Raw genomic sequence first — 20,656 nt, 5'->3', positions numbered from 1 at the left:
ACGATCGTCTTCACGGACTGCAAAAGCCCGAAATAGCCTGCTCTCCCAACGGCTTACAGGGAAATCCGGCCTCCCTGCCCACCGCGCTTTCGTGCTGCCGACCCGATATGGGGCGACAATAGTGCAGATTCGAGGGTTAAACCCGTAAATCCCCACACTTTTTCGTGTTCGGCCTGCGTCGGATCGTTCCGTCGCACGCCTTTTGCATCCGCCTCGTCTTTCCGATCGTCATGGCCGGGCTTGGCCCGGCCATCCACGATCTTGGGACGAGGTCCCGGGCCTCGCTTCGCGAGCCCGGGATTTCGCTGAAGTAAATTGCGTTACTTGAGCTCGACCTTGGCGCCAGCCTTCTCGATCTGGGCCTTGATCTTCTCGGCTTCTTCCTTGTTCACGCCTTCCTTCAGCGGCTTCGGAGCACCCTCGACGAGGTCCTTTGCTTCCTTGAGGCCGAGACCGGTGATGGCGCGGACTTCCTTGATGACCTCGATCTTCTTCTCGCCGGCAGAGGCGAGAACGACCGTGAACTCGGTCTTCTCTTCCGCCGGAGCGGCAGCGCCGCCGCCAGCACCGGCCGGGCCGGCCACGGCGACAGCCGCGGCAGCCGAAACGCCCCACTTCTCTTCGAGGAGCTTCGCCAGCTCAGCGGCTTCGAGCACGGTGAGGCTCGAGAGGTCGTCAACGATCTTCTGCAAGTCAGCCATTGTTCAGTTTCCTTACGTATGTGTCTGGTTCGGGTTTGAGTTTTGCGAAGGGCGTCAGGCCGCTTCGCCCTTTGAGGCATGAGCCTGGATGACGCGCGCGAGCTTGCCCGCGGGCGCGTTGGCGAGCTGGGCCAGCTTGGTCGCCGGGGCCACGATGAGGCCGACGATCTTGCCGCGCAGTTCGTCAAGCGACGGCAGCGAGGCAAGCGCCTTCACGCCGTCGACATTCAGGACGGTCTTGCCCATCGATCCGCCGACGATGACGAACTTTTCGTTCGCCTTGGCGAAGTCGATGGCGACCTTCGGCGCCGCTACCGGATCGTTCGAAGTCGCGATCACGGTCGGTCCCTTCAGCATGGGGCCGATGGCAACGACGTCAGTGCCTTCAAGAGCAATTTTGGCGAGACGGTTCTTCGAGACCTTCACCGATGCGCCAGCCTGCCGCATCTGCTTGCGCAGAGTCTGCATCTGGGCGACGGTGAGGCCGGAATATTGAGCAACGATCGCGACGCCCGTGGTCTTGAAGACCTCATGGAGCTGTTCGACCGCTTCCTTTTTTGCCGCTCGTTCCACAGCAAGCTCTCTCCGGTTGGCGGTCATCGCGACAGCGGGACCGCCGGGTTGCACCCATCGTCCCGCCCAAACCTGAACCTCGGGGCCAAATCCCCCAGGACACGCCGGGCAAGACGACAATTCAAAGCCTGCCCTCCGGGAACCCCTTAGAGGTCCACGGCGTGTCGAGGTCCGAACCAGACCCGTTTCGCAAAGCCAGCCCTTAAAGCTGGGTGCGAAGTGAAATCCGGTCTTCACCCGTCTATGCAGGCCATGCGATTAAGCCGTTGAGAAATCGAAATTCCCCGCAGGCGCCTGCAGTCTTGGACAGGACAAGGTCAGCCGGCGAACCGCCCGACCTCTGCCCGCATCCCTACCGGCCGACAGCTTTTCCTTCCTCTTCGGGCAAATCCTGACGGACGTCCTGAAAAGGAATGATCTCCTGCCGTGTCGGGTTTTCGGAATGCATGCACGAACGCGCCAGCCGAGGCCGGCACGTCCGGAGGCGGTTCTTTAACCGCTCTCTGCCGGCTTGCCAAGGCCAAATTCACACCAGTTGCGATCCGATGCCGGCGAGGCTTGATCCGGGCCGACAAGGGCCGATTCAGGCCGATTTGACCGCATAAGGCAGCGGCTTGCCCGCGAAGAATGCGGTGAGGTTCGCGAGCACGCAGTTCTGCATGGCAACGTGCGAGTCCAGGGTGTGGCCGCCGATATGCGGGGCGAGCACCACGTTGGGCAGCGCGGTCAGCGCGTCGGGTGCGTGCGGCTCCTCCTCGAAGACGTCGAGGCCGGCGCCGGCGATGGTCTTGTCGGTGAGCGCCGCGACCAGGGCCTTCTCGTCAATGACAGAGCCGCGGGAGACGTTGACGACATAGCCGTCCGCGCCGAGGCGCTTCAGGATATCCGCGCCCACGACGTGCTGCGTCTCCGCCCCTGCCCGGACTGCGATCATCAGCACGCTGCACCAGTCGGCGAGCGCCTGCAGCGAGGGGAAATAATGATAGGGCAGATCGTATTGGGTCCGGCTGAAATAGCCGATTTCGCTCTCGAAGGCGGCGCAGCGCGCGGCGATCTTGCGGCCGATCTCGCCCATGCCGTAGACGCCGATCCGGCGGCCGGGCATGCCGGCCTGGGGCCGCATCATCGGCGACTGCTTTGACGCCGCCCAGTCGCCGCTACGGACATATTGGTCGGCGACCAGGATCCTGCGCGTCGTCGCCAGCATCAGGGTCATCGCGATGTCGGCAACCGAGGCGGCGTTGGCGCCCGGGCTGTGGCCGACCGCGATGTTGCGGCTAGCCGCCGCCTTCAGGTCGACGCCATCATAGCCGGTGCCGTAGCAGATGATGGCGCCGAGCTTCGGAAACCGGTCCATCGCCTTCGCGCCGAGCGGCGAGCCGCCAGCGGTCAGCATCGCGCGGACGTCGCCGAGCTCGTCGGCGGGAAACACCTCGTGCGCGGGCCTGCCACCGGTGTCGAGCAGCTCGAACTGTTCAGCGAAGCGCGCCATCATCGTCTTGGGAAAGCGCGAGTAGATCAGGACCTTGTCAGCCATTGTTGTTGTTTCCGGTCAGCGCCGCCACAAACGACGAGGGGCGGAATCGGTCGCCCGATTCCGCCCCTCGCCTCATACAATTTCCAAACCTCAGCCGAGAATGGTGGCCGGCTCGACCTTCACGCCCGGACCCATCGTCGAGGACACCGCAACGCGCTGGATGTAGGTGCCCTTCGAGCCGGCCGGCTTCGCCTTCGAGACGGCATCGGCCAGAGCCTTGATGTTCTCGACCAGCTTCTCCTCGGAGAACGAGGCCTTGCCGACGCCGGCCTGCAGGATGCCGGCCTTCTCGACGCGGAACTCGACCGAGCCGCCCTTGGCACCCTTCACCGCACCGGTGACGTCCATGGTCACGGTACCGATCTTCGGGTTCGGCATCAGGCCGCGCGGGCCCAGCACCTTACCGAGACGGCCGACCAGCGGCATCATGTCGGGGGTGGCGATGCAGCGGTCGAAATCGATCGTGCCGTTCTGCACCTTCTCGACCAGATCCTCGGCGCCGACGACGTCGGCACCGGCGGCTTTGGCTTCATCGGCCTTGGCGCCGCGGGCGAACACGCCGACGCGGAGCGTACGGCCGGTGCCGTTCGGCAGGGTCACGACGCCGCGGACCATCTGGTCGGCGTGACGCGGATCGACGCCGAGATTGATCGCGACCTCGATGGTCTCGTCGAACTTCGCTTTCGCGCGCTCCTTGACCATCTTGATGGCGTCCGCGAGCGGGTAAAGCTTTTCGCGGTCAATGCCTTCGCGGGCTTTGTTCAAACGCTTTCCGATTGCCATGACCGCTTACCCCGCAACTTCCAGACCCATCGAACGGGCGGAGCCCTCGACCATCTTCATGGCCGATTCGATGGTGTCGCAATTCAAGTCCTTCATCTTCTTCTCGGCGATCTCGCGCACCTGCGCCTTGGTCACCTTGCCGGCCTTGTCACGGCCCGGCGCCTTCGAGCCGGACTGGATCTTGGCGGCCTGCTTGAGGAAGTAGGACATCGGCGGCGTCTTCATCTCGAAGGTGAAGGAACGGTCCGCATAGATGGTGATGATCACCGGGATCGGGGTGTTCTTCTCTTCCTTCTGGGTCTGGGCGTTGAACGCCTTGCAGAACTCCATGATGTTGAGACCGCGCTGACCGAGCGCGGGACCGATCGGGGGCGAGGGATTCGCCGCACCGGCCGGGACCTGAAGCTTCAGGTATCCGGTCACTTTCTTTGCCATGTATCACTCCTGTTGTGCCGGCCGTGGCCGGCGGTTTCAGGTTCGTGGTCTGGGTCGGATGCGGCTGGCAACCGCTCTCTCCCTCCCACGGCCTCTCTTCGCGCGAAGCTCTTCAGTCTCGCGCGTTACTCGATCAGACCTTCTCGACCTGACCGAATTCCAGCTCGACGGGCGTTGCGCGGCCGAAGATCGACACTGCGACCTTCACGCGCGAGCGCGCCTCGTCGATTTCCTCGACCACGCCCGAGAACGAGGCGAACGGGCCGTCGGCCACGCGGACGTTCTCGCCGATCTCGAACGACACCGACGCCTTCGGCCGTTCCACGCCCTCCTGCACCTGGTGCAGAATGCGCATCGCCTCGGCTTCCGAAATCGGCATCGGCTTGTTTTCCGCGCCGAGGAAGCCCGTCACCTTCGGCGTGTTCTTGATCAGATGAAACGCCTCGTCGGTCAGCTTCATCTTCACCAGCACGTAGCCCGGGAAGAACTTGCGTTCGGCGTCGATCTTGCGGCCGCGGCGCACTTCCGTGACCTTCTCCGTCGGAACCAGCACCAGCTCGAACAAATCCTCAAGCCCGCGCTGCTTGGCCTGCTCGCGGATCGATTCGGCGACCTTCTTCTCGAAATTCGAATAGGCGTGGACGATGTACCAGCGCTTGTCGGACGATTGGGTTGCGGCTGCTGTTGCCATCAGTGAATGCCCAAGAGGAAGGTGATGAGGTAGCGGATGATCTGGTCGGCGGCGAAGAAGAAGACGGCGGCCACGGCGACCATCACGAACACCATGATGGTGGTGATCGTGGTCTCACGACGGGTCGGCCAGGTGACCTTGGCAGTCTCCGAGCGCACTTCCTGCAAGAACTTGAACGGGCTGACTGCCATCGTTTGAATGTCCAACGTCCGTCGCCAGACGCGCATGAATTTCGGGGACCCGAACAGCCGCCGTTGACCCAGCCCTCTGTCGCGAAGGATGAGCCGGAAACCGGGCTCGATTGTTCGGGGATTTAAAGCCGCGCCGGATATCCGCATCTCAACGGGCCGGCTGCGAGTGCCGGGTAGATACTGCGGATGGGGCCAAAGGTCAAGGTGTGGCCGAACCCGATGACCGCGGCAACCGTGCGCGGACCTGATCGGGATCAATGGGTTACCCGACCTGGCTTTATCCTGATTGGCTGCCTAAGCTGGCAGGAGTGGCAGGGCTCGAACCTGCGACCCGCGGTTTTGGAGACCGAGCGGCATCGCACCATCCGGTGCCGCCCTGTTACTTTGCGTAACAGGCCACCCTGCCCGACCCACAATCCGCCCTGTCCGTCTGGTTCGGTCCTGTACTTTCGGCTTCGGGTCCGGGTTCGGGTCCCCAGAATCTTCCCCTCGCCCTGAGCAGCCTCGGCCCGGTAGTTGCCGGCATCTCGACTAGAGCGGCGCGCTCCAGCGGTAAGGTGCTGTCGTCGGCCAGCGCAAGGCAAAGCCGCTCCATGCGCGCGAGCTCGTCGATGTCGTGCTGGTGCTGCCCCATGGCGCCGATCAGACTCTGACGATGAGTCCGCCGTCAAGGTCATTGAGATGGCCTCATGGGTTACTCCCGGAGTGCATCTCACTTTGCCGCTCCTTCCCTATACAGTGGCTTTGCGCGCGGCGGAGCGCACGGGGACGAACGGCTCCGGCGTGTCCGCCAGCCTCGCGCGCCGGGGCCGTTATCGCGTGCAGTATCGAAGCGGCCTGGCGGCTCAAATGGGGCGGGAGCGTATGATTAACCTGGTGGTCGCAATTTGAGGGCGCCTTTTGAAACCAAGAGGAAACAAAATGCGCGCCGTTTTGGTGGCATTCTTAGCATTGGCTTCGCTATTCCAGGCTCATGCACAAGAGGCAGCTCAAGGCAGAGCCGAGACGTCCGGAAGGGCAGATCCTAGCCTCCGCGAGGTGTGCACCTACACGATACGCGGGTATCCGCAAGAGGTTCCGGCGGGCGTCAATCTCTGTTGGCGCGCACCATACCCGTATTTGTCGGAGTATGGGCTCTTGCACTGTGAACTAAAATACAACCTCCAGGAGATCACTCTGGTGAAGCGCGGCGATCCTCGCTGCGACCGATACGAGATCCGTCAATGACGCATAACTCGTAGCCGTGTCTGTCATCGTAGCCTTAATTGTCATGGCCTCGATTGGCTTCGCCCAAAAGCGCCATGAGTGTTGGAACGGGCACGTGCTCAAAAATTGGCGGCACGGGCACGCGCTCATAACCCCGTGAGCCCTGCGGATCCGTTAGCCCCTCTATATGGACCGCCGCCCTCGGAGCTTTTCCACACCCACGAGGCGCAGTGGCTCGCGCGCGTTCGGAGCCCCAGCCAATTCGGATGCGCAATAGCGACTAAATGCTTGGGTCCATCTTGGGTCCCGTTCAGCCTCTGTTCGAGACAAATAGCCGCTTAAGCCATTGAATTATCTGGCAGGAGTGGCAGGGCTCGAACCTGCGACCCCCGGTTTTGGAGACCGGTGCTCTACCAATTGAGCTACACTCCTACGGACCCTCGCGTCGCCACGCGGATCAGGGGCGCTTTCAAGCACAGGGGGCGGCTGGTTTGCAAGGGTGAAGCGCGCTGGCTTCGCTTGTTTGTGCCGCGCCTTCTGGGTCACAGTCCATTCCCGACAATAATGTGCCCCCGGGAGTGAACATGACCGCGACTGCCGCCGCCCGCCCCTCGACCGCGCCGACAACCCCGCCTCTGCCCGAAGCCAAGCCCGAGACGCTGGGCCTGTCGCGGCCCCGCCTCCAGGCGATGTCGGATGCTTTCAAGCGCGAGATCGACAAGGGAACCGTGCCCGGCGTGACCGTGCTGGTGGCCCGGCGCGGTCAGGTCGGATGGTTCGAGGCGCTCGGCAAGCAGAGCCCGGCGGGGTCCGCGCCGATGGCGCGTGATTCGATCTTCCGGATTTTTTCGATGACAAAGCCGATCGTCTCGGTCGGCATCATGGCGCTGGTCGAGGACGGCCATCTGCTGCTCGGCGATCCCGTGGCAAAATTCATCCCGGAGTTCGCCGACCAGAAGGTCGCCGTGGTCAGCGGCGGTAAATTGGAGCTGGTTCCGCCGAAGCGGGCGATGACCGTACAGGACTTGCTGCGGCACACCTCTGGACTGACCTACGAGCACCAGGGCGATGGCCCCGTGCACAAGCTCTATCAGGAGTCCCGCGTCCGCAGCCGCAAGATCAGCAATGCCGAGCACGCCGCGCTGGTGGCGAGCTTCCCGCTGGTCTGCCATCCCGGCGACGAGTTCAACTACAGCCGCTCCACCGACATTCTCGGCCGCATCATCGAAATCATCAGCGGCAAATCGCTCGGCGCGTACCTCGCCGAGCGCATCCTCGTGCCGCTTCAGATGGCCGAGACCGGCTTCTCGACCGCTGAGAGCAATGCTGGCCGGCTCGCCGAGGCGTTCGCAACCGATCCCTGGACCGGCGACAAGGTCGCGCTGTTCAACATGCTCGAGCAGCCGGTGATGGAATCCGGCGGCGGCGGCCTGGTCTCGACCACGATGGACTATGCCCGCTTCGCGCTGATGCTGCGCAATGGCGGCACGCTCGAGGGCAACAGGATCATCGGCCGCAAAACTCTGGAGCTGATGGCATCGGATCATCTCGGGCCGCACGTCGTCACCAATGGCACGCTGCTGTCGCCCGGCCACGGCTTCGGTCTCGGCTTCGCCGTCCGCCGCGAGGCCGGCATCGCGCCCTTCCCCGGCAGCGTCGGCACTTACTTCTGGAGCGGCATTGCGGGGACGTTCTTCTGGATCGATCCGAAGGAGGATCTGTTCGCGGTGTTCATGAGCCAGGGCCCGGGACAGCGTGATTTCACGCGGACCTTGGTGCGCGATCTGGTTTACGCGGCAGTGGATTGACCCGAAGGGTCATTCCGGGGCGGTCCGGCAGGACCGAGCCCGGAATCTCGAGATCCCGGGTTCGCGCTAAGCGCGCCCCGGGATGACGCTCTATCGCGTCAACTGATCGTCGCGCCGCCATCGATCACCATGGTCTGACCGGTCATGAAGTCGCCGGCCTTGGAGCCGAGGAACACCGCGGCGCCCGCGATCTCGTCGGGGATGCCGATGCGCAAGAGCGGCGAGCGCGAGGTCGAGGCTTTCAGGTTCTCGGGATTGTCCCACAACGCCTTGGCGAAGTCGGTTTTGATCAGGCCCGGTGCGATGCAGTTCACGCGGATGTTGTGCTTGCCGTACTCGCAAGCGAGGTTGCGCGCGAGCTGCATGTCGGCGGCTTTCGAGATCGCGTAAGCGCCGAGGATGGTCGAGCCCTTGAGGCCCCCAATCGAGGACACGATGATCACCGAGCCGTCCTTGCGCTCGATCATCTGCGGCACCACCATCGAGATCAGCCAGTTGTTGGCGACGATGTTGTTGTCGAGAATCTTCCTGAACTGATCGTCGGAGATGCCGGCGAGCGGACCGTAATACGGGTTCGACGCGGCGTTGCAGACCAGCACGTCGATCTTGCCGAATGCGCGGTTGCTCTCATCGACGAGGTTTTGCAGATTTTCCTTTGACGAGATGTTGGCGGCGATCGCGACCGCGGTGCCCTTGCCGAACTTGTCGTTGATGCCTTTGGCAACCTGGTCGCAGACATCGGCCTTGCGCGAGGAGATCACGACCTTGGCGCCGTGCTCGGCCATGCGCTCGGCGATCGCAAGCCCGATGCCGCGCGTCGATCCGGTGATGACGGCGACTTTCCCCTTCATGTCGAACAAGGTCATGTTTCTCTCCCAAGATTGATCTTCGTATCGAACGTCATTCCGGGTCCGGTCCTGTGGACCGTCCCGGAATGACAGCGTACTCACGCGAGCTTCTTGACTTCCGGTCCGGCCGGCTGATGCATCGCCGCATGCGCATCGTCCGCGATCCAGGGCTGCTGGTTCACCATCGGCAAGCGCCAGACGCTTCGCTCGGGGCTGGCGAAATGATCGAGCCGCGTCACCGAGACGTTGTCGATGTCGAACGCGAGCCCCTGCTCCGGCAGATCGCCGAGCGCGAGGCCGACTGCTGCCTTGATGGTGCCGCCATGCGCGACCACGATGATGTCCTGGCCAGCCGCCTCATTGTTGATCCGCTCGATGGTGCGGCGCGTGCGGTTGTAGAGGTCCATGAAGCTTTCGCCGCCAGGCGCCGGCTCGTTGATGTCGGCGAACCAGCTCGCGCCGACCGGGCGGCTGGCGACAAACTCGGCGCGGTTCATGCCCTGCCATTTTCCGAGATTCTGCTCGGCGAGATCCGCCTCCCATTTCATCGACGCCGGCTTCGGGAAGCCCGCCGCCCAGATCGCTTCGGCGGTCTGATGCGTCCGCATCAGATTGCTCGAATACCAGACCGCCTTGCGTGGCAGCACCTTGGCAACAGCGTTGAACACATAGGTGTCGCTGGTGTCGCAGGCGATATCGCTCTGCCCGTAGATGTTGCCGCCGTCATTGCGCACCGGCGCGTGGCGAACCCACCACCAGCGTGTCGTGACCACTTTCGGCTTGTCTGCGGCTGCCATCGAAACCCTTCCATCCCGTGTGATGTCGCTGTACGTGAGTAGCGAACGTGTCTCAAGACACTTTACTGTTTCAAATTCTGTTTGAAATTCCGTCGCGCGGCAAGCGTCGCGCACGAACCAAAAGGAGAAGCGCATGGGCCGCCTGCAAGGCAAATCCGTCATCATCACCGGCGCCGGCAGCGGCATCGGCCGCGCGGCTGCACTCCTCTTCACCAAGGAAGGCGCCAAGCTGATCGCGGTCGATCGTACCGAGGCGGTGAAGGAGACGGTCGACGAGGTGAAGAAGGCCGGCGGCGTCGCTGAAGCCATGGTCGCGGACGCGGGCTCCGAAAAGGACGTCATCGCGGTCATCGACAAGGCGGTGAAGACGCATGGCCGCCTCGACGTGATCTGGGCCAATGCCGGCGTCTCGGGCGGGCTCGTCCCGCTTGCCGAGCAGACGGTGGAACACTGGCAAGAGATCCTGCGCGTCAACCTGATCGGACCGTTCCTCGCGGTGAAATACGCAATGCCGCACATGGTGAAGCAGCAGTCCGGCGCGATCGTGCTGACGGCATCCGTCGCAGGCCTCAAGGCCGGTGCCAGCGGGCATCCGTACGCGGCCAGCAAGGCCGGCGTGATCTCTCTGGTGCAGACCACCGCCTACTCGCTCACCGGCACCGGCGTGCGCATCAACGCGGTGTGCCCCGGCCTGATCGAAACCGGCATGACCAAGCCCATCTTCGACCGCGCCAAGGAGCGCGGCACCCAGGACAAGATCGGCCAGCTCAATCCGCTGAAGCGCGCCGGCCAGCCGCATGAGCTCGCCGCGATGGGGCTGTTTTTGGCGAGCGACGAAGCCTCGTATGTGAATGGACAGGCATTCCCGGTGGACGGCGGCCTCACGGCATCGATGCCGTACACGGGGAAGCCGATTTAGTTCATACGCTCTCGTGTCCCGGACGCGACGCAGCGCGCAAGCGTTGCGGCGCAGAGCCGGGACCAAAGTGCCACAAGCATAGGCCCCGGCTCTGCAGCGCACCGCTGAAGAAGCGCTGCGCTGCGTCCGGGGCACGGGACTGTTGCTGAATTGCAGGCACACTTTCGCATCCCCGCGGCGCATTTCGCCCGAGCTTTGCCTCGTCACTCGACCCTCAATTGAGAAGAGGGCGCAGGGAAGACCGCATAGGCGTTAAGGTAGCGCAAGCATTGATTGATATTGACGTTTTCGGGGAGGCTCGCGCAGGTGCCGCCCGAGCGCTCGCTTACTGCGGCGCAAGCGGCGGATGGTTGGTTGTGGAATGATTGCTTGCAGCAAGGATGCAACGAGTTGTTGCAAGATACGCCAACCGCCAGGTGTCGTCAGGCGGCCTGCTTCCAGTGGGGAGAGTCCTCGAAGTCGCGGACAAGCGGCTCGAGCAGCAGGATAATCAAGAGGTGAGCCAGCAGGTAGGGCTTCGCCGAACGCTGATCAGTTCCAGGCGGTGTCTTGAGACCAATCAGGCTTTTCAGTCGCTTGAAGCCAAGTTCGATCCGCCATCGCAGTCGATAGAGTGCAAGCACATCCCTGGCGGAGAACTCGTCCCGTGCGAGCGACGTGACCAGAATGACCCAATCCGCGGCTTCCAGAGTCCCTTTGGAGATGATGCGGTTTTCGTCGCGTGCGTCTCGCCGAGCTTTACGACGCGAAGCCGCGGCCGCACCGGTGGGCTTCTTGACCGCAACCAGACGCATAGCCAGAGGCGCCCCGTCCTTGCGTTTGATCCAAATCCTCCGATCGATCAGTCCGCGTGCCTTTGCCGCACGCAATTGGGCCATCAGATCGAATGGAAGGCCTTGGGCATCAAGCCAGCGCGCGTTCTTCCAGCCTGCTCGGATCAGAACGTCGGCACCAGCCGCGCGGACAGCCGCGATGCGGTCAGGTTGCAGATAAGCGCGGTCAGCAATGCGGATCTCGTTCTTGACTACTGGTATCCGGTCAAACGTTTCGCCCTCTTGCTGATCCGTTAGCTCGAAGTGACCAAAGCGCTCACTTGGCAGATCAAATGCACTATGAAGCCGCCAAAGCTCACTGCTCCTGCGGGCAGTCGGCCCGGCCTGAGGTACTGTCGTCGCATCGACGATGCGGATCAGGCGGCCTCGGCTCGCCTTCGGCGCTGCCGCATCGAGCAAGCTCTCCACCAGCACTGCAAACCAATCGCCACATTGACGCAGGCGATAGAACAACGCCACGCTGCTGAGGTCCGCAAGGCCAACAGAAGCCGCCCACGCAGCTGTCGATCTCAATCCTCTTTCCCCTAAACAATAGGCCAGCATCAGCCGAAGCAACGCCACCGCGTCTGGAATTTGGCGCCGCCGCGCGAAAGCCTTCGTCTGGCGCGCGCTTATCTCAAGCTGCTCAGCCCCACCCAGCTGCGCAACCACTCTCGTCCAGTCCTCATTTAGAAGCGATTCGTCTGCCATGCCCCTTGGAATCACGTGTGATTCCAACACTCAAGAATAAACTTAACGCCTATGGGGAAGACCGGGTGCCGGCCGGGCACCCACGGTCCACTGTGCGAAAGGTGGCAACAAGAAGCTGCACAGCGGCATACAGGTGGAGCCTAACAACCGGCCTTCCCTGCGCAGTGGTTGGAACGGCGTATGTCGTGCTCTCCCCGGGGAGCGATGCACTATTGCCCCCGTCGCCTTGCGGATGGCTGATGCGCGTGTCCGGTTGGACAGCACACATCACCGCAAGACTTGGCGCACAGACCCCGGGGCGCCAGGACCACACGATTTGGCCGTACGCGAACCACACCTGTCGTTGGCACGAGGCTCTCGCTCACGGCTGCCCGCCCTGCGAAGCTTGTCGCGCCGATGTGGTCCACGCCCACCGCCGCCCGGCCCGCGTTCGTGACGATCGCGATCCGCCCCTCTTCCTTGGGCCGGGTTGCGGCGACACATACGCTATTTCCGAAATTCGGTAAAGCGGAATATTTTGGTGATCGCGGCTTGACCGAACCTTTGGTGTTTCGCTCGCTCGACAGTACAAGATGTGGCAGCTCTCCCTCGTCATTCCGGGCGCGACGAAGGCGCGAACTCAGAATCAATTTCGCCGCACGTGATGCGGCCCGATGGATTCCCGGGCTCGATGCTCCGCATCGCCCCGAAATGGCGGCTGCGATCTTGATTTGCCCGACCGCCCACCACGTTGGTATGGTTCATGCAAGCAATTTCAGCCTCTGCAATCCCCGACACGAAGTAACAATGCCGAACCCGATCTTCCCGAGCTCCAGAGCCGATCGCATCCGCCACCTTCTCACCGACCTCGTCGGCTTCGACACGATCAGCGATCGCACCAACCTGCCCCTGATCGCGCACATCGAGAGCTATCTCGCCTTCCTCGGCATCAAGGGCGAGCGCATCATCGACGAGACCGGGCAGAAGGCTTCGCTGTGGGTCACGGTCGGGCCCGAGGACCGCCCCGGCTTCGTGCTATCGGGCCACACCGACGTCGTGCCTGTTATCGGCCAGGACTGGAGCCACGATCCGTTCAAGCTGGTCGAACGCGACGGCAAGCTCTTTGGCCGCGGCACCACCGACATGAAGGGCTTTGTCGCGGTGTGCCTGGCCATGGTGCCGGAGATGCTGGAGGCGAAACTGGCGACGCCGATTCATCTTGCGATCTCCTATGACGAGGAGATCGGCTGCGTCGGCGTGCGGCCGATGCTGCGCGAGGTGGCAAGGAAGAAGGTCCGGCCGCTCGGTGCCTTCATCGGCGAGCCGACCCAGATGCAGGTCATCATCGGCCACAAGGGCAAGCACGGCATGCGCGCCACGTTCCATGGCCTCGCCCGCCATTCCTCGATCGCGCCCGACGGCGTCAACGCGATCGAATATGCCGCGGAATTGATCGTCGAGATCCGCCGCCGCGCCGAGAAGCTCGCGGCCGCGCGGTCGACGGACAGCCTCTACGACGTTCCGCATTCGACGCTGCTCACCAGCATCGTGCATGGCGGCGCCGCGCTGAACATCGTACCGGACACCTGCGCGGTGGACTTCGAATGCCGCGGCATCGGCATCACCGAGTCGCGCGAGGTCACGGACGCGATCGTCGCGTGGGCCAAAGCCGAGCTCGAGCCGGCGATGAAGGCGAGACACCCGGAGTGCGGCATCGATTTCGAAGAGATCCTCGATTATCCCGCGCTCGATACCGCCGCCGATGCGGCGATCGTCACGCTCGCCAAGAGCCTTGCGGGGCGCAACGATCACGCCAAGGTCGCCTTCGGCACCGAGGCGAGCCTGTTTGCCAGCATGGCCGGTATCCCCTCGGCGGTGATCGGCCCCGGCTCGATCGCGCAGGCGCACACGCCGGATGAGTTCGTCGAGATGGCAGAGCTGGAGAAATGCGCAGGGTTCGTCGAGAGGCTGATCGCGCATTGTGCGAAGGCGTGACCCGCGGGTGCTTTAGGACTCGAACAGCGCAGCTGGGTCCCAGCTCTGCGGCGCATCACGTTGTGATGCGCCTTGTCCGGGACACGAGAGCATGCACTTGATTGCTCGGGAATCACAGACGTGGAAATCCGGTCTCGTGTCCCGGACGCGGTGCGGCACGAAGTGACGCTCCGCAGAGCCGGGACCCAGAGCGCTCGGCAAAGGCGCCGAAACATGCAACCTTAGATTACGTCACCCCATCGACGCCGGTTGCGCAACGATGTCCCTCTTCGTTTACATCCTGGCCAGCAAACGAAACGGCACGCTCTACATCGGCGTGACGAACAATCTCGTTCGCCGCATGACCGAGCACAAGGCAAAGCTCATTCCTGGCTTCACGCGACAGTATGACGTGACATTGCTGGTCTACTTCGAAACCTTCGAGTCGGTGCTCGAGGCGCGTTCGCGCGAACATTCGCTGAAGCGCTGGCGTCGCGCCTGGAAGCTCGAGCTGATCGAGAAGCTCAATCCGGATTGGCGCGATCTCACTGATGAACTGAATACCTTGGCGGCGTGACAGGGCCCCGGCTCTGCGGCGCAGCACTCCGTGCTGCACCGCGTCCGGGACACAAGAGCGGCAAACAAGCAAAAGGCGCGACCATCGGCCGCGCCTCCGTCGTTCCTAAACCGCGCCCGCCTTCTGCGCATACTCCCATGACGCCTTCGACAGCGGCACGGTGCGCTTGGCGGATTCCAGCGCCTTGGCGTTGGCGGCGGTGCCGTCGCGGATGCGGCCGGCGATACCTTGCGTGATGCCCGCGAGGCGAAAGAGATTGTAGGAAAAATACCAATTGAGATCCGGCACACTCATCCTGGTGACGTTGCAGTAGATCTGTGCCGCCTGTTCCAGGCTCGGGATGTTCAGCGCCTCGAGATCGACGCCCTGCAGGCCAGGCATGATCCACTGCATGAGCAGATAGGTGAAGTCGGCCATGGGATCGCCGAGCGTCGACAGCTCCCAGTCGAGCACGGCCTGCACGCGCGGTTCCGTCGCATGGAAAATCATGTTGTCGAGACGATAGTCGCCGTGAACGATCGAGACGCGCGCCTGCTCCGGCACGGTCTTGGGCAGCCATTCGGCGACCTTCTCGAACTCGGGAATGTGCTGCGTCTCGGACGCGCGATATTGCTTGGTCCAGCGATCGATCTGCCGTGCAAAATAGTTGCCGGGCTTGCCGAAGTCGCCGAGCCCGATCGCGACGGGATCGAACATGTGGAGTTTCGCCAACGTCTCGATCTTGCTGGTGAAGATCTTGCGCCGCGCGTCGGCGTCCTGGCTCGGCAGCGTCGGATCCCAGAACACCCGGCCCTCCTCCATCGACATGATGTAGAAGGCCGCGCCGATCACGCTGTCGTCCTGGCACAGCGCGTAGGCGTGTGCGACCGGAAAGCCCTGCTTTCCAAGGGCCGCAATGACGCGATATTCGCGATCGACCGCGTGCGCCGACGGCAGCAATTTGCCAAACGGCTTTCGGCGCATCACGTAGGAACGGTTCGGCGTGTTGAGGCGATAGGTCGGGTTGGACTGGCCGCCCTTGAACTGGAGCACGACCAGCGGGCCTTGAAAACCTTCGACGTTCTCGCGCATCCAGGCTTCCAGGCGCAGCTCGTCAAAACGATGCCGCTCCTCGACCGGCTTGGTGCCCGAGAACTCTTCGTCTTTCCTGACGCCGTCAGCCACGGTGACGCTCCCTCTTCTCATGTCGTCATTCCGGGGCTCGCGTAGCGAGAACCCGGAACGACGGTGCGGGGAGCACGCAGCTCTCCCAGATTTTTAGTGCGCGGGAGAGTTTGCATACTTCCGAAGTTCAAGTCTGGCAATGGCGCGATTGTGCACCTCGTCCGGACCGTCGGCGAGACGGAGCGTGCGGATGTGGGCGTAGTCCTTGGCAAGGCCGGCTTCATCCGAGACGCCGGCGCCGCCAAAGGCCTGGATCGCCTGATCGATGATCCTCAAGGCCATGTTGGGACCTGCGACCTTGATCATGGCGATCTCGAGCTGCGCGGTCTTGTTGCCGACCTTGTCCATCATGTCGGCGGCCTTGAGGCACAACAGGCGGTTCATCTCGATGTCGGTGCGAGCCTCGCCGATGCGCTGCTCCCACACACTGTGCTCGATGATCTTCTTGCCGAAGGCGGTGCGCGAGGCGAGCCGCTTCACCATCTTCTCCAGCGCCTCCTCGGCCTTGCCGATGGTGCGCATGCAGTGGTGGATGCGGCCGGGGCCGAGGCGGCCCTGTGCGATCTCGAAGCCGCGGCCTTCGCCGAGCAGGATGTTCTCCTTCGGCACCCGCACGTTCTCGAGCAGCACCTGGGCATGACCATGCGGCGCGTCGTCGAAGCCGAACACGGGCAGCATCTTCTCGACCTTGATGCCGGGCGTGTCGAGCGGAACCAAGATCTGCGACTGCTGCTGGTGCTTGGCGGCCGACGGATCGGTCTTGCCCATCAGGATCGCGATCTTGCAGCGGGGATCGCCGACGCCCGACGACCACCATTTGCGGCCGTTGATGACGTAGTGATCGCCGTCCTTCTCGATGCGGGTCTCGATGTTGGTCGCATCCGATGATGCGACCGCAGGTTCCGTCATCAGGAAGGCCGAGCGGATCTCGCCGTCCATCAGCGGGCGCAGCCATTTGCGCTTCTGCTCCTTGGTGCCGTAGCGGATGAACACTTCCATGTTGCCGGTGTCGGGCGCCGAACAGTTGAACACTTCCGAGGCCCAGGTGATGCGGCCCATCTCCTCCGACAGCAGCGCGTATTCGAGATTGGTCAATCCCGCGCCGCGGAATTCGTCGTCCTCATGCTCGCTCGGCGGCATGAACATGTTCCACAGGCCTTCGGCCTTGGCCTTCTTCTTGAGGTCCTCGAGGATCGGGATGACCTTCCAGCGCTCGCCGCTGCGATCCTGCTCGTCATAAATAGGCACCGCCGGGCGCACGTGCTTGGCCATGAAGGACCGCACGCGGTCGAGCCATTCCTTCTGCTTCGGCGACAGATCGAAATCCATGGGACGCTCCTCGTTTCTCTCTCACTGGTCGTTTTGCGCCGGACTGTCCTCCCGCCGCGCACGGCCCGCAAGCGCGACGTGCGGGCGTTTTGCGGAACCGGCCCGCAAATTGCGAACGAGTCCCGATTGCGGATTGACTTTTACCGGCCTTCAAACGATAGTTTCATACAACTGTTTGAATTGCAACTCCCGACGCTTCGTGCCTCGCACGTCATTCCGGGGCGACGCAAAGCGTCGAACCCGGAATCCAGAGATTGCGGCGCGGGATTCCGGGTTCGCGACCGTATCGCGCCCCGGAATGACAAAGGTCCCAAGCCGAGATCCAAGCCATGGCCAGCGATCACACCAGGTCCGCCATTCTCGCCGCCGCCGAGCGGCTCTATGCCGACCGCGGCTTTGGCGATGTCACGTTGCGTGACATCGTGGCGGAGGCGGGCGTCAACCTCGCCGCGGTCAACTATCATTTCGGCTCGAAGGACGAGTTGATCGCGGAACTGTTCGTCACCCGCTCGATCGCGACCAACCGCGAGCGTCTGCGCGAATTGAAGGCGGCCGAAGAGCAAGGCGGCGGCCGCGCGCCGATCGAGGGGATCCTGCATGCGCTGGTCGGCCCGACCTTGCGCGGCTGCCTTGGACCTGAGAACCAGCGCTCCACCGCGGCACGTTTCATGATCCGCGCCTCGATCGAATCCGTGCCGCCGATCCGCCGCATCAAGAACCGCGAGATCGACCATTTGCGCAAATTCGTCGGTGCGATGCGCAGATCCCTGCCCGACCGCAGTGAGGTCGAGATCTATTGGGGCCTGAACTTCGCGCTCGCGATGGCGCACCACACCATCCGCGAGAGCGAACGCCTGACCAAGCTGTCGGAGGGCAAATGCGATCTCGACGATGTCGAGGACGTCATCGCGCGCGTCGTCAGCGTGGCGACGATGGCACTGACGGCCGGACGGGCGGAGACGAAGGTGCCGGCGAAGGTTGCTGCACGTTAAAGCGCGATGAGGTCAGGATGAATCGTCATCGCGCTTTAGCTTGTTGTTTGCTCATGATCTTTTCCGAAAACCGCTGCGCACTTTTCCGGATCATGCTTTGGAACGAGCCTCACCGCGCCGGCGCTACGCTTCCTCGCCCCGTTCTTACGCGGAGAGGGTTCCGCGCGAGCGGAAAGAGGTGAAGTAACCGCTCGCGCGTCACATCATCGCGATGCAGTCGATCTCGACGTCGAAGGGAGCGAACCATTCAGGCGTGCAGACGAAGATCCGCGCCGGCGGATCATGGGGGAAATAGCGCGCATAGACCGCATTGAACGCGGCGAAGTGTTTGGTCGAGGTGCAGTAGACGTTGCACTTCATGACATTGTCGAGGCTGGCGCCGGCCGTCTCGAGGCACAGCTTCATCTGCTCCATGATGATCTCACTCTGCCGTTCGATCGGCGCTTCTGCGATCTCGCCGGTCTCGGGATTGAATGGCGGCAGGCCGGCGACGAAGATCATGTTGCCGGCGCGCGTCACCGGCGAGGTCGGCGCCTTCCAGCGATCGAGAAAGGACGAGATCGGTTCGACGCGGAGCGCTTCGCGTTTCATGGACCACCTTCGGTTCAAGCGAGACTGGGGCCTGACTACACTATTCTGCAGCCGGCATGCTTCGCTAAAGCTCGAAGTGTGGTGCGCGGGCTAAAGCGCGATTGGATCGCGCTTTAGTTTATTGTTTGCATGATCTTTCCGCAAAACCGCTGCGCACTTTTCCGGATCATGCTTTGCCCTGCTGCGGCATCTCCTCGGCCTCTTCCTTGGCGAGCAGCAGCAGCATCTCGATGCCCATCTCGCCTTCCTGCGGCGAGCGGATGAACTTGATTTCGTCGGCGCTCTGCCGCAGCGCGGCGATGATGGCGACGGCCTGATTTGCGGTGGCCGCCTCTGTCGCCAGAATTGCCTTCTGGTCCTTGGCCTGGAACCCGATCGTATAGGACATGCGCTTCCCTCCCGACTTATGGGAGGAGATCAGACTCGGGCGCGAAGCGGAAGCCTGTGCGACTACGGACCGGGTTTATCTGGGGATTGCGCGCAAGCTCCACGCAAGGCCCGGCCAGCGCCACACTGAGGTCACCAATCCGTGCGCAGCAATCCGCGGCCTCCGCCAGCCCCAGCATCGCGCGCGTCCTCCGCGGTCGCAGCGGTGGCGAAGAGCAACCCGAACTGGTCGCGCACGCCGCCGGCATTTTTGAAGAGCCTCGGCGTCCCCTCCAGAGGAGGGGCAAAGGGCACTAGATGATCCCCTGCTGCTTCAGCTCCCCGATCTTGCCGGCATCATAGCCGAGCTTGCCCGCCAGCACCTCCTCGGTATGCTCGCCGAGCAGCGGCGGGGCGCGGTAGGTCTTGATCGGAGTTTCCGAGAGGGTCAGCGCGTTCCGGATCAGCGACAGGTCCGGCTGGAACGGATGATCGACCTTCACGCGCATGCCGCGCGACTGCACGTGCGGATCGGAAAACACCTGCTCGAAATTGTTGATCGGCCCCGACGGCACGCCGGCCTCCTCGAGCTTCTCCAGCCAGTAGGCCACCGGCTTTTTCAGGAACAGGCCGGCGAAGATCGCCATGATCTCCTTGCCGTGCACGACGCGGTCGTTGTTCTTGATGAAGCGCGGATCGCTGGCAAGCCCGGGCTCGCCGAGCACGGCGCAGGTGCGCTGGAACTGGCCGTCATTGCCGACCACCACCATCAGCTCGCCGTCGGTGCAGCGGAACACGCCGGCCGGCATGCCGCCATTGCCCCAGGTGCCGCGGCGCGGGGGGACCTTGCCGTTGACGAGGAAGATCTGCAGCCAGTGGCTGAGCGAGGCGATCACGGTGTCGAACAGGCAGACGTCGATGTGCTGTCCCTGACCGGCATTGGCGTCGCGATTGTAGAGCGCCGAGAGAATCCCGATCGAGGCGTTCATGCCGGTCATGTAATCGACGATCGAGGGACCGACCTTCATCGGGCCCTCGCCCGGCTCGCCGTCGATATGGCCGGTGACGCTCATCAGGCCGCCCATCGCCTGCAGAATGGCGTCATAGCCGGCGCGCGGCGCGTAAGGGCCGGTCTGGCCGAAGCCGGTCACCGAGCAGTAGATGATTTTCGGGTTGATCGCCTTGATGGTCTCATAGTCGAGGCCGTAGCGCTTGAGATCGCCGACCTTGTAGTTCTCCATGAAGACGTCGGCGTCCTTGGCGAGCTCGCGGATGATCGCCTGCCCCTCGGGCTTGGCGATGTTGACGGTGACCGACTTCTTGTTGCGGTTGGCGCAGAGATAGAACGAGTTGTTGTTGTTCGCCTTGCCTTCGGGGTCGGTCAGATAAGGCGGGCCGAAGGCGCGCGCGTCGTCGCCGGTGCCCGGCCGCTCGATCTTGATCACCTCCGCGCCGAGATCGCCCAGCATCTGGGCCGACAGGGGACCGGCAAGCACGCGGGTGAGGTCAAGGATCTTGATGCCTGAGAGCGGCAGGGCCGACATTTAAGTTTCCTCCGGGGAACTGGATATTGGCGCGGCGGGCCGCGCCAGGCCGCGCTTCCTGCGGATACACTATTTTCGTTCTGCGAGCACTGCGCTCCGGGCATATCGCCACCCCGCCACGGCGGCGG

At 63.2% G+C, this 20,656-nt stretch carries 20 protein-coding genes and 1 tRNA gene; 5 read left to right on the top strand and 16 right to left on the bottom strand.

Going from position 1 to position 20,656, the window contains the following annotated elements:
• Positions 1-320: 320 nt before the first annotated feature.
• The 8 genes from rplL to ACVWY3_RS07305 form a co-directional block, all read right to left on the bottom strand.
• Entirely contained in the window at positions 321-701 is a 381-nt protein-coding gene (rplL, locus tag ACVWY3_RS07340; protein ID WP_235545606.1) for a 50S ribosomal protein L7/L12, read from the bottom strand.
• Positions 702-755: 54 nt separating this feature from the next.
• Entirely contained in the window at positions 756-1,274 is a 519-nt protein-coding gene (gene rplJ, locus ACVWY3_RS07335; RefSeq protein WP_456837867.1) for a 50S ribosomal protein L10, read from the bottom strand.
• 583 nt (positions 1,275-1,857) lie between these two features.
• A complete protein-coding gene (locus ACVWY3_RS07330; RefSeq protein ID WP_456837866.1) occupies positions 1,858-2,811 on the bottom strand; it encodes a 2-hydroxyacid dehydrogenase in 954 nt (317 codons plus the stop codon).
• A gap of 90 nt (positions 2,812-2,901) precedes the next feature.
• Positions 2,902-3,594 carry a 50S ribosomal protein L1 gene (gene rplA / locus ACVWY3_RS07325; RefSeq protein WP_456837865.1) on the bottom strand — a complete coding sequence of 231 codons (693 nt, stop codon included), beginning with the start codon at positions 3,592-3,594 and terminating at the stop codon, positions 2,902-2,904.
• Between the two features lie 6 nt (positions 3,595-3,600).
• Positions 3,601-4,029, bottom strand: coding sequence for a 50S ribosomal protein L11 (gene rplK / locus ACVWY3_RS07320; RefSeq protein WP_011088164.1), 429 nt, complete (start codon positions 4,027-4,029; stop codon positions 3,601-3,603).
• Between the two features lie 133 nt (positions 4,030-4,162).
• On the bottom strand, positions 4,163-4,720 hold the full coding sequence (gene nusG / locus ACVWY3_RS07315) for a transcription termination/antitermination protein NusG (RefSeq protein ID WP_456837864.1): 558 nt from the start codon (positions 4,718-4,720) through the stop codon (positions 4,163-4,165).
• Positions 4,720-4,911 carry a preprotein translocase subunit SecE gene (secE, locus tag ACVWY3_RS07310; protein WP_456837863.1) on the bottom strand — a complete coding sequence of 64 codons (192 nt, stop codon included), beginning with the start codon at positions 4,909-4,911 and terminating at the stop codon, positions 4,720-4,722. Before secE ends, nusG begins: the two co-directional genes overlap by 1 nt.
• A gap of 1,562 nt (positions 4,912-6,473) precedes the next feature.
• Positions 6,474-6,549 (bottom strand) — tRNA-Trp (locus ACVWY3_RS07305).
• 152 nt (positions 6,550-6,701) lie between these two features.
• Here ACVWY3_RS07305 and ACVWY3_RS07300 point away from each other — a divergent pair.
• Entirely contained in the window at positions 6,702-7,925 is a 1,224-nt protein-coding gene (locus tag ACVWY3_RS07300) for a serine hydrolase domain-containing protein (protein WP_456837862.1), read from the top strand.
• 98 nt (positions 7,926-8,023) lie between these two features.
• On the opposite strand, the gene ACVWY3_RS07295 is transcribed toward ACVWY3_RS07300, so the two are convergent.
• Positions 8,024-8,791, bottom strand: a complete 768-nt coding sequence (locus tag ACVWY3_RS07295; protein ID WP_212308609.1) for an SDR family NAD(P)-dependent oxidoreductase — start codon at positions 8,789-8,791, stop codon at positions 8,024-8,026.
• Between the two features lie 80 nt (positions 8,792-8,871).
• Entirely contained in the window at positions 8,872-9,570 is a 699-nt protein-coding gene (locus tag ACVWY3_RS07290) for a histidine phosphatase family protein (RefSeq protein WP_456837861.1), read from the bottom strand.
• 133 nt (positions 9,571-9,703) lie between these two features.
• Between ACVWY3_RS07290 and ACVWY3_RS07285 the strand changes: the two genes are divergently transcribed.
• The gene (locus tag ACVWY3_RS07285) at positions 9,704-10,489 is read left to right on the top strand and encodes an SDR family NAD(P)-dependent oxidoreductase (RefSeq protein WP_456837860.1); all 786 of its coding nucleotides are present in this window, start codon (positions 9,704-9,706) and stop codon (positions 10,487-10,489) included.
• Positions 10,490-10,911: 422 nt separating this feature from the next.
• Here ACVWY3_RS07285 and ACVWY3_RS07280 read toward each other — a convergent pair whose 3' ends face one another.
• On the bottom strand, positions 10,912-12,012 hold the full coding sequence (locus ACVWY3_RS07280; RefSeq protein ID WP_456837859.1) for an IS4 family transposase: 1,101 nt from the start codon (positions 12,010-12,012) through the stop codon (positions 10,912-10,914).
• A gap of 786 nt (positions 12,013-12,798) precedes the next feature.
• On the opposite strand from ACVWY3_RS07280, the gene argE reads away from it, so the two are divergent.
• A complete protein-coding gene (gene argE / locus ACVWY3_RS07275; RefSeq protein ID WP_456837858.1) occupies positions 12,799-13,986 on the top strand; it encodes an acetylornithine deacetylase in 1,188 nt (395 codons plus the stop codon).
• Between the two features lie 259 nt (positions 13,987-14,245).
• Positions 14,246-14,542, top strand: coding sequence for a GIY-YIG nuclease family protein (locus ACVWY3_RS07270; protein ID WP_456837857.1), 297 nt, complete (start codon positions 14,246-14,248; stop codon positions 14,540-14,542).
• A 105-nt stretch (positions 14,543-14,647) separates the two neighbouring features.
• Here ACVWY3_RS07270 and ACVWY3_RS07265 read toward each other — a convergent pair whose 3' ends face one another.
• Positions 14,648-15,706, bottom strand: a complete 1,059-nt coding sequence (locus ACVWY3_RS07265) for a phosphotransferase family protein (RefSeq protein ID WP_456843310.1) — start codon at positions 15,704-15,706, stop codon at positions 14,648-14,650.
• 93 nt (positions 15,707-15,799) lie between these two features.
• Positions 15,800-17,035: an acyl-CoA dehydrogenase family protein gene (locus ACVWY3_RS07260; protein ID WP_456837856.1), complete on the bottom strand. Its 1,236-nt coding sequence runs from the start codon at positions 17,033-17,035 to the stop codon at positions 15,800-15,802.
• 329 nt (positions 17,036-17,364) lie between these two features.
• Here ACVWY3_RS07260 and ACVWY3_RS07255 point away from each other — a divergent pair, with 329 nt between their 5' ends.
• On the top strand, positions 17,365-18,027 hold the full coding sequence (locus ACVWY3_RS07255; RefSeq protein ID WP_456837855.1) for a TetR/AcrR family transcriptional regulator: 663 nt from the start codon (positions 17,365-17,367) through the stop codon (positions 18,025-18,027).
• Between the two features lie 198 nt (positions 18,028-18,225).
• On the opposite strand, the gene ACVWY3_RS07250 is transcribed toward ACVWY3_RS07255, so the two are convergent.
• The 3 genes from ACVWY3_RS07250 to ACVWY3_RS07240 form a co-directional block, all read right to left on the bottom strand.
• On the bottom strand, positions 18,226-18,618 hold the full coding sequence (locus tag ACVWY3_RS07250) for a RidA family protein (RefSeq protein WP_456837854.1): 393 nt from the start codon (positions 18,616-18,618) through the stop codon (positions 18,226-18,228).
• Positions 18,619-18,784: 166 nt separating this feature from the next.
• Positions 18,785-19,006 (bottom strand): hypothetical protein, encoded by a 222-nt coding sequence (locus tag ACVWY3_RS07245; RefSeq protein ID WP_456837853.1) that lies wholly within the window; start codon positions 19,004-19,006, stop codon positions 18,785-18,787.
• A gap of 292 nt (positions 19,007-19,298) precedes the next feature.
• Positions 19,299-20,528: a CaiB/BaiF CoA transferase family protein gene (locus tag ACVWY3_RS07240; RefSeq protein WP_456837852.1), complete on the bottom strand. Its 1,230-nt coding sequence runs from the start codon at positions 20,526-20,528 to the stop codon at positions 19,299-19,301.
• Positions 20,529-20,656: the final 128 nt, after the last annotated feature.

The sequence above is a fragment of the Bradyrhizobium sp. USDA 4486 genome (genome assembly GCF_054057995.1).
This window is presented reverse-complemented; position numbering and strand designations above follow the sequence as displayed.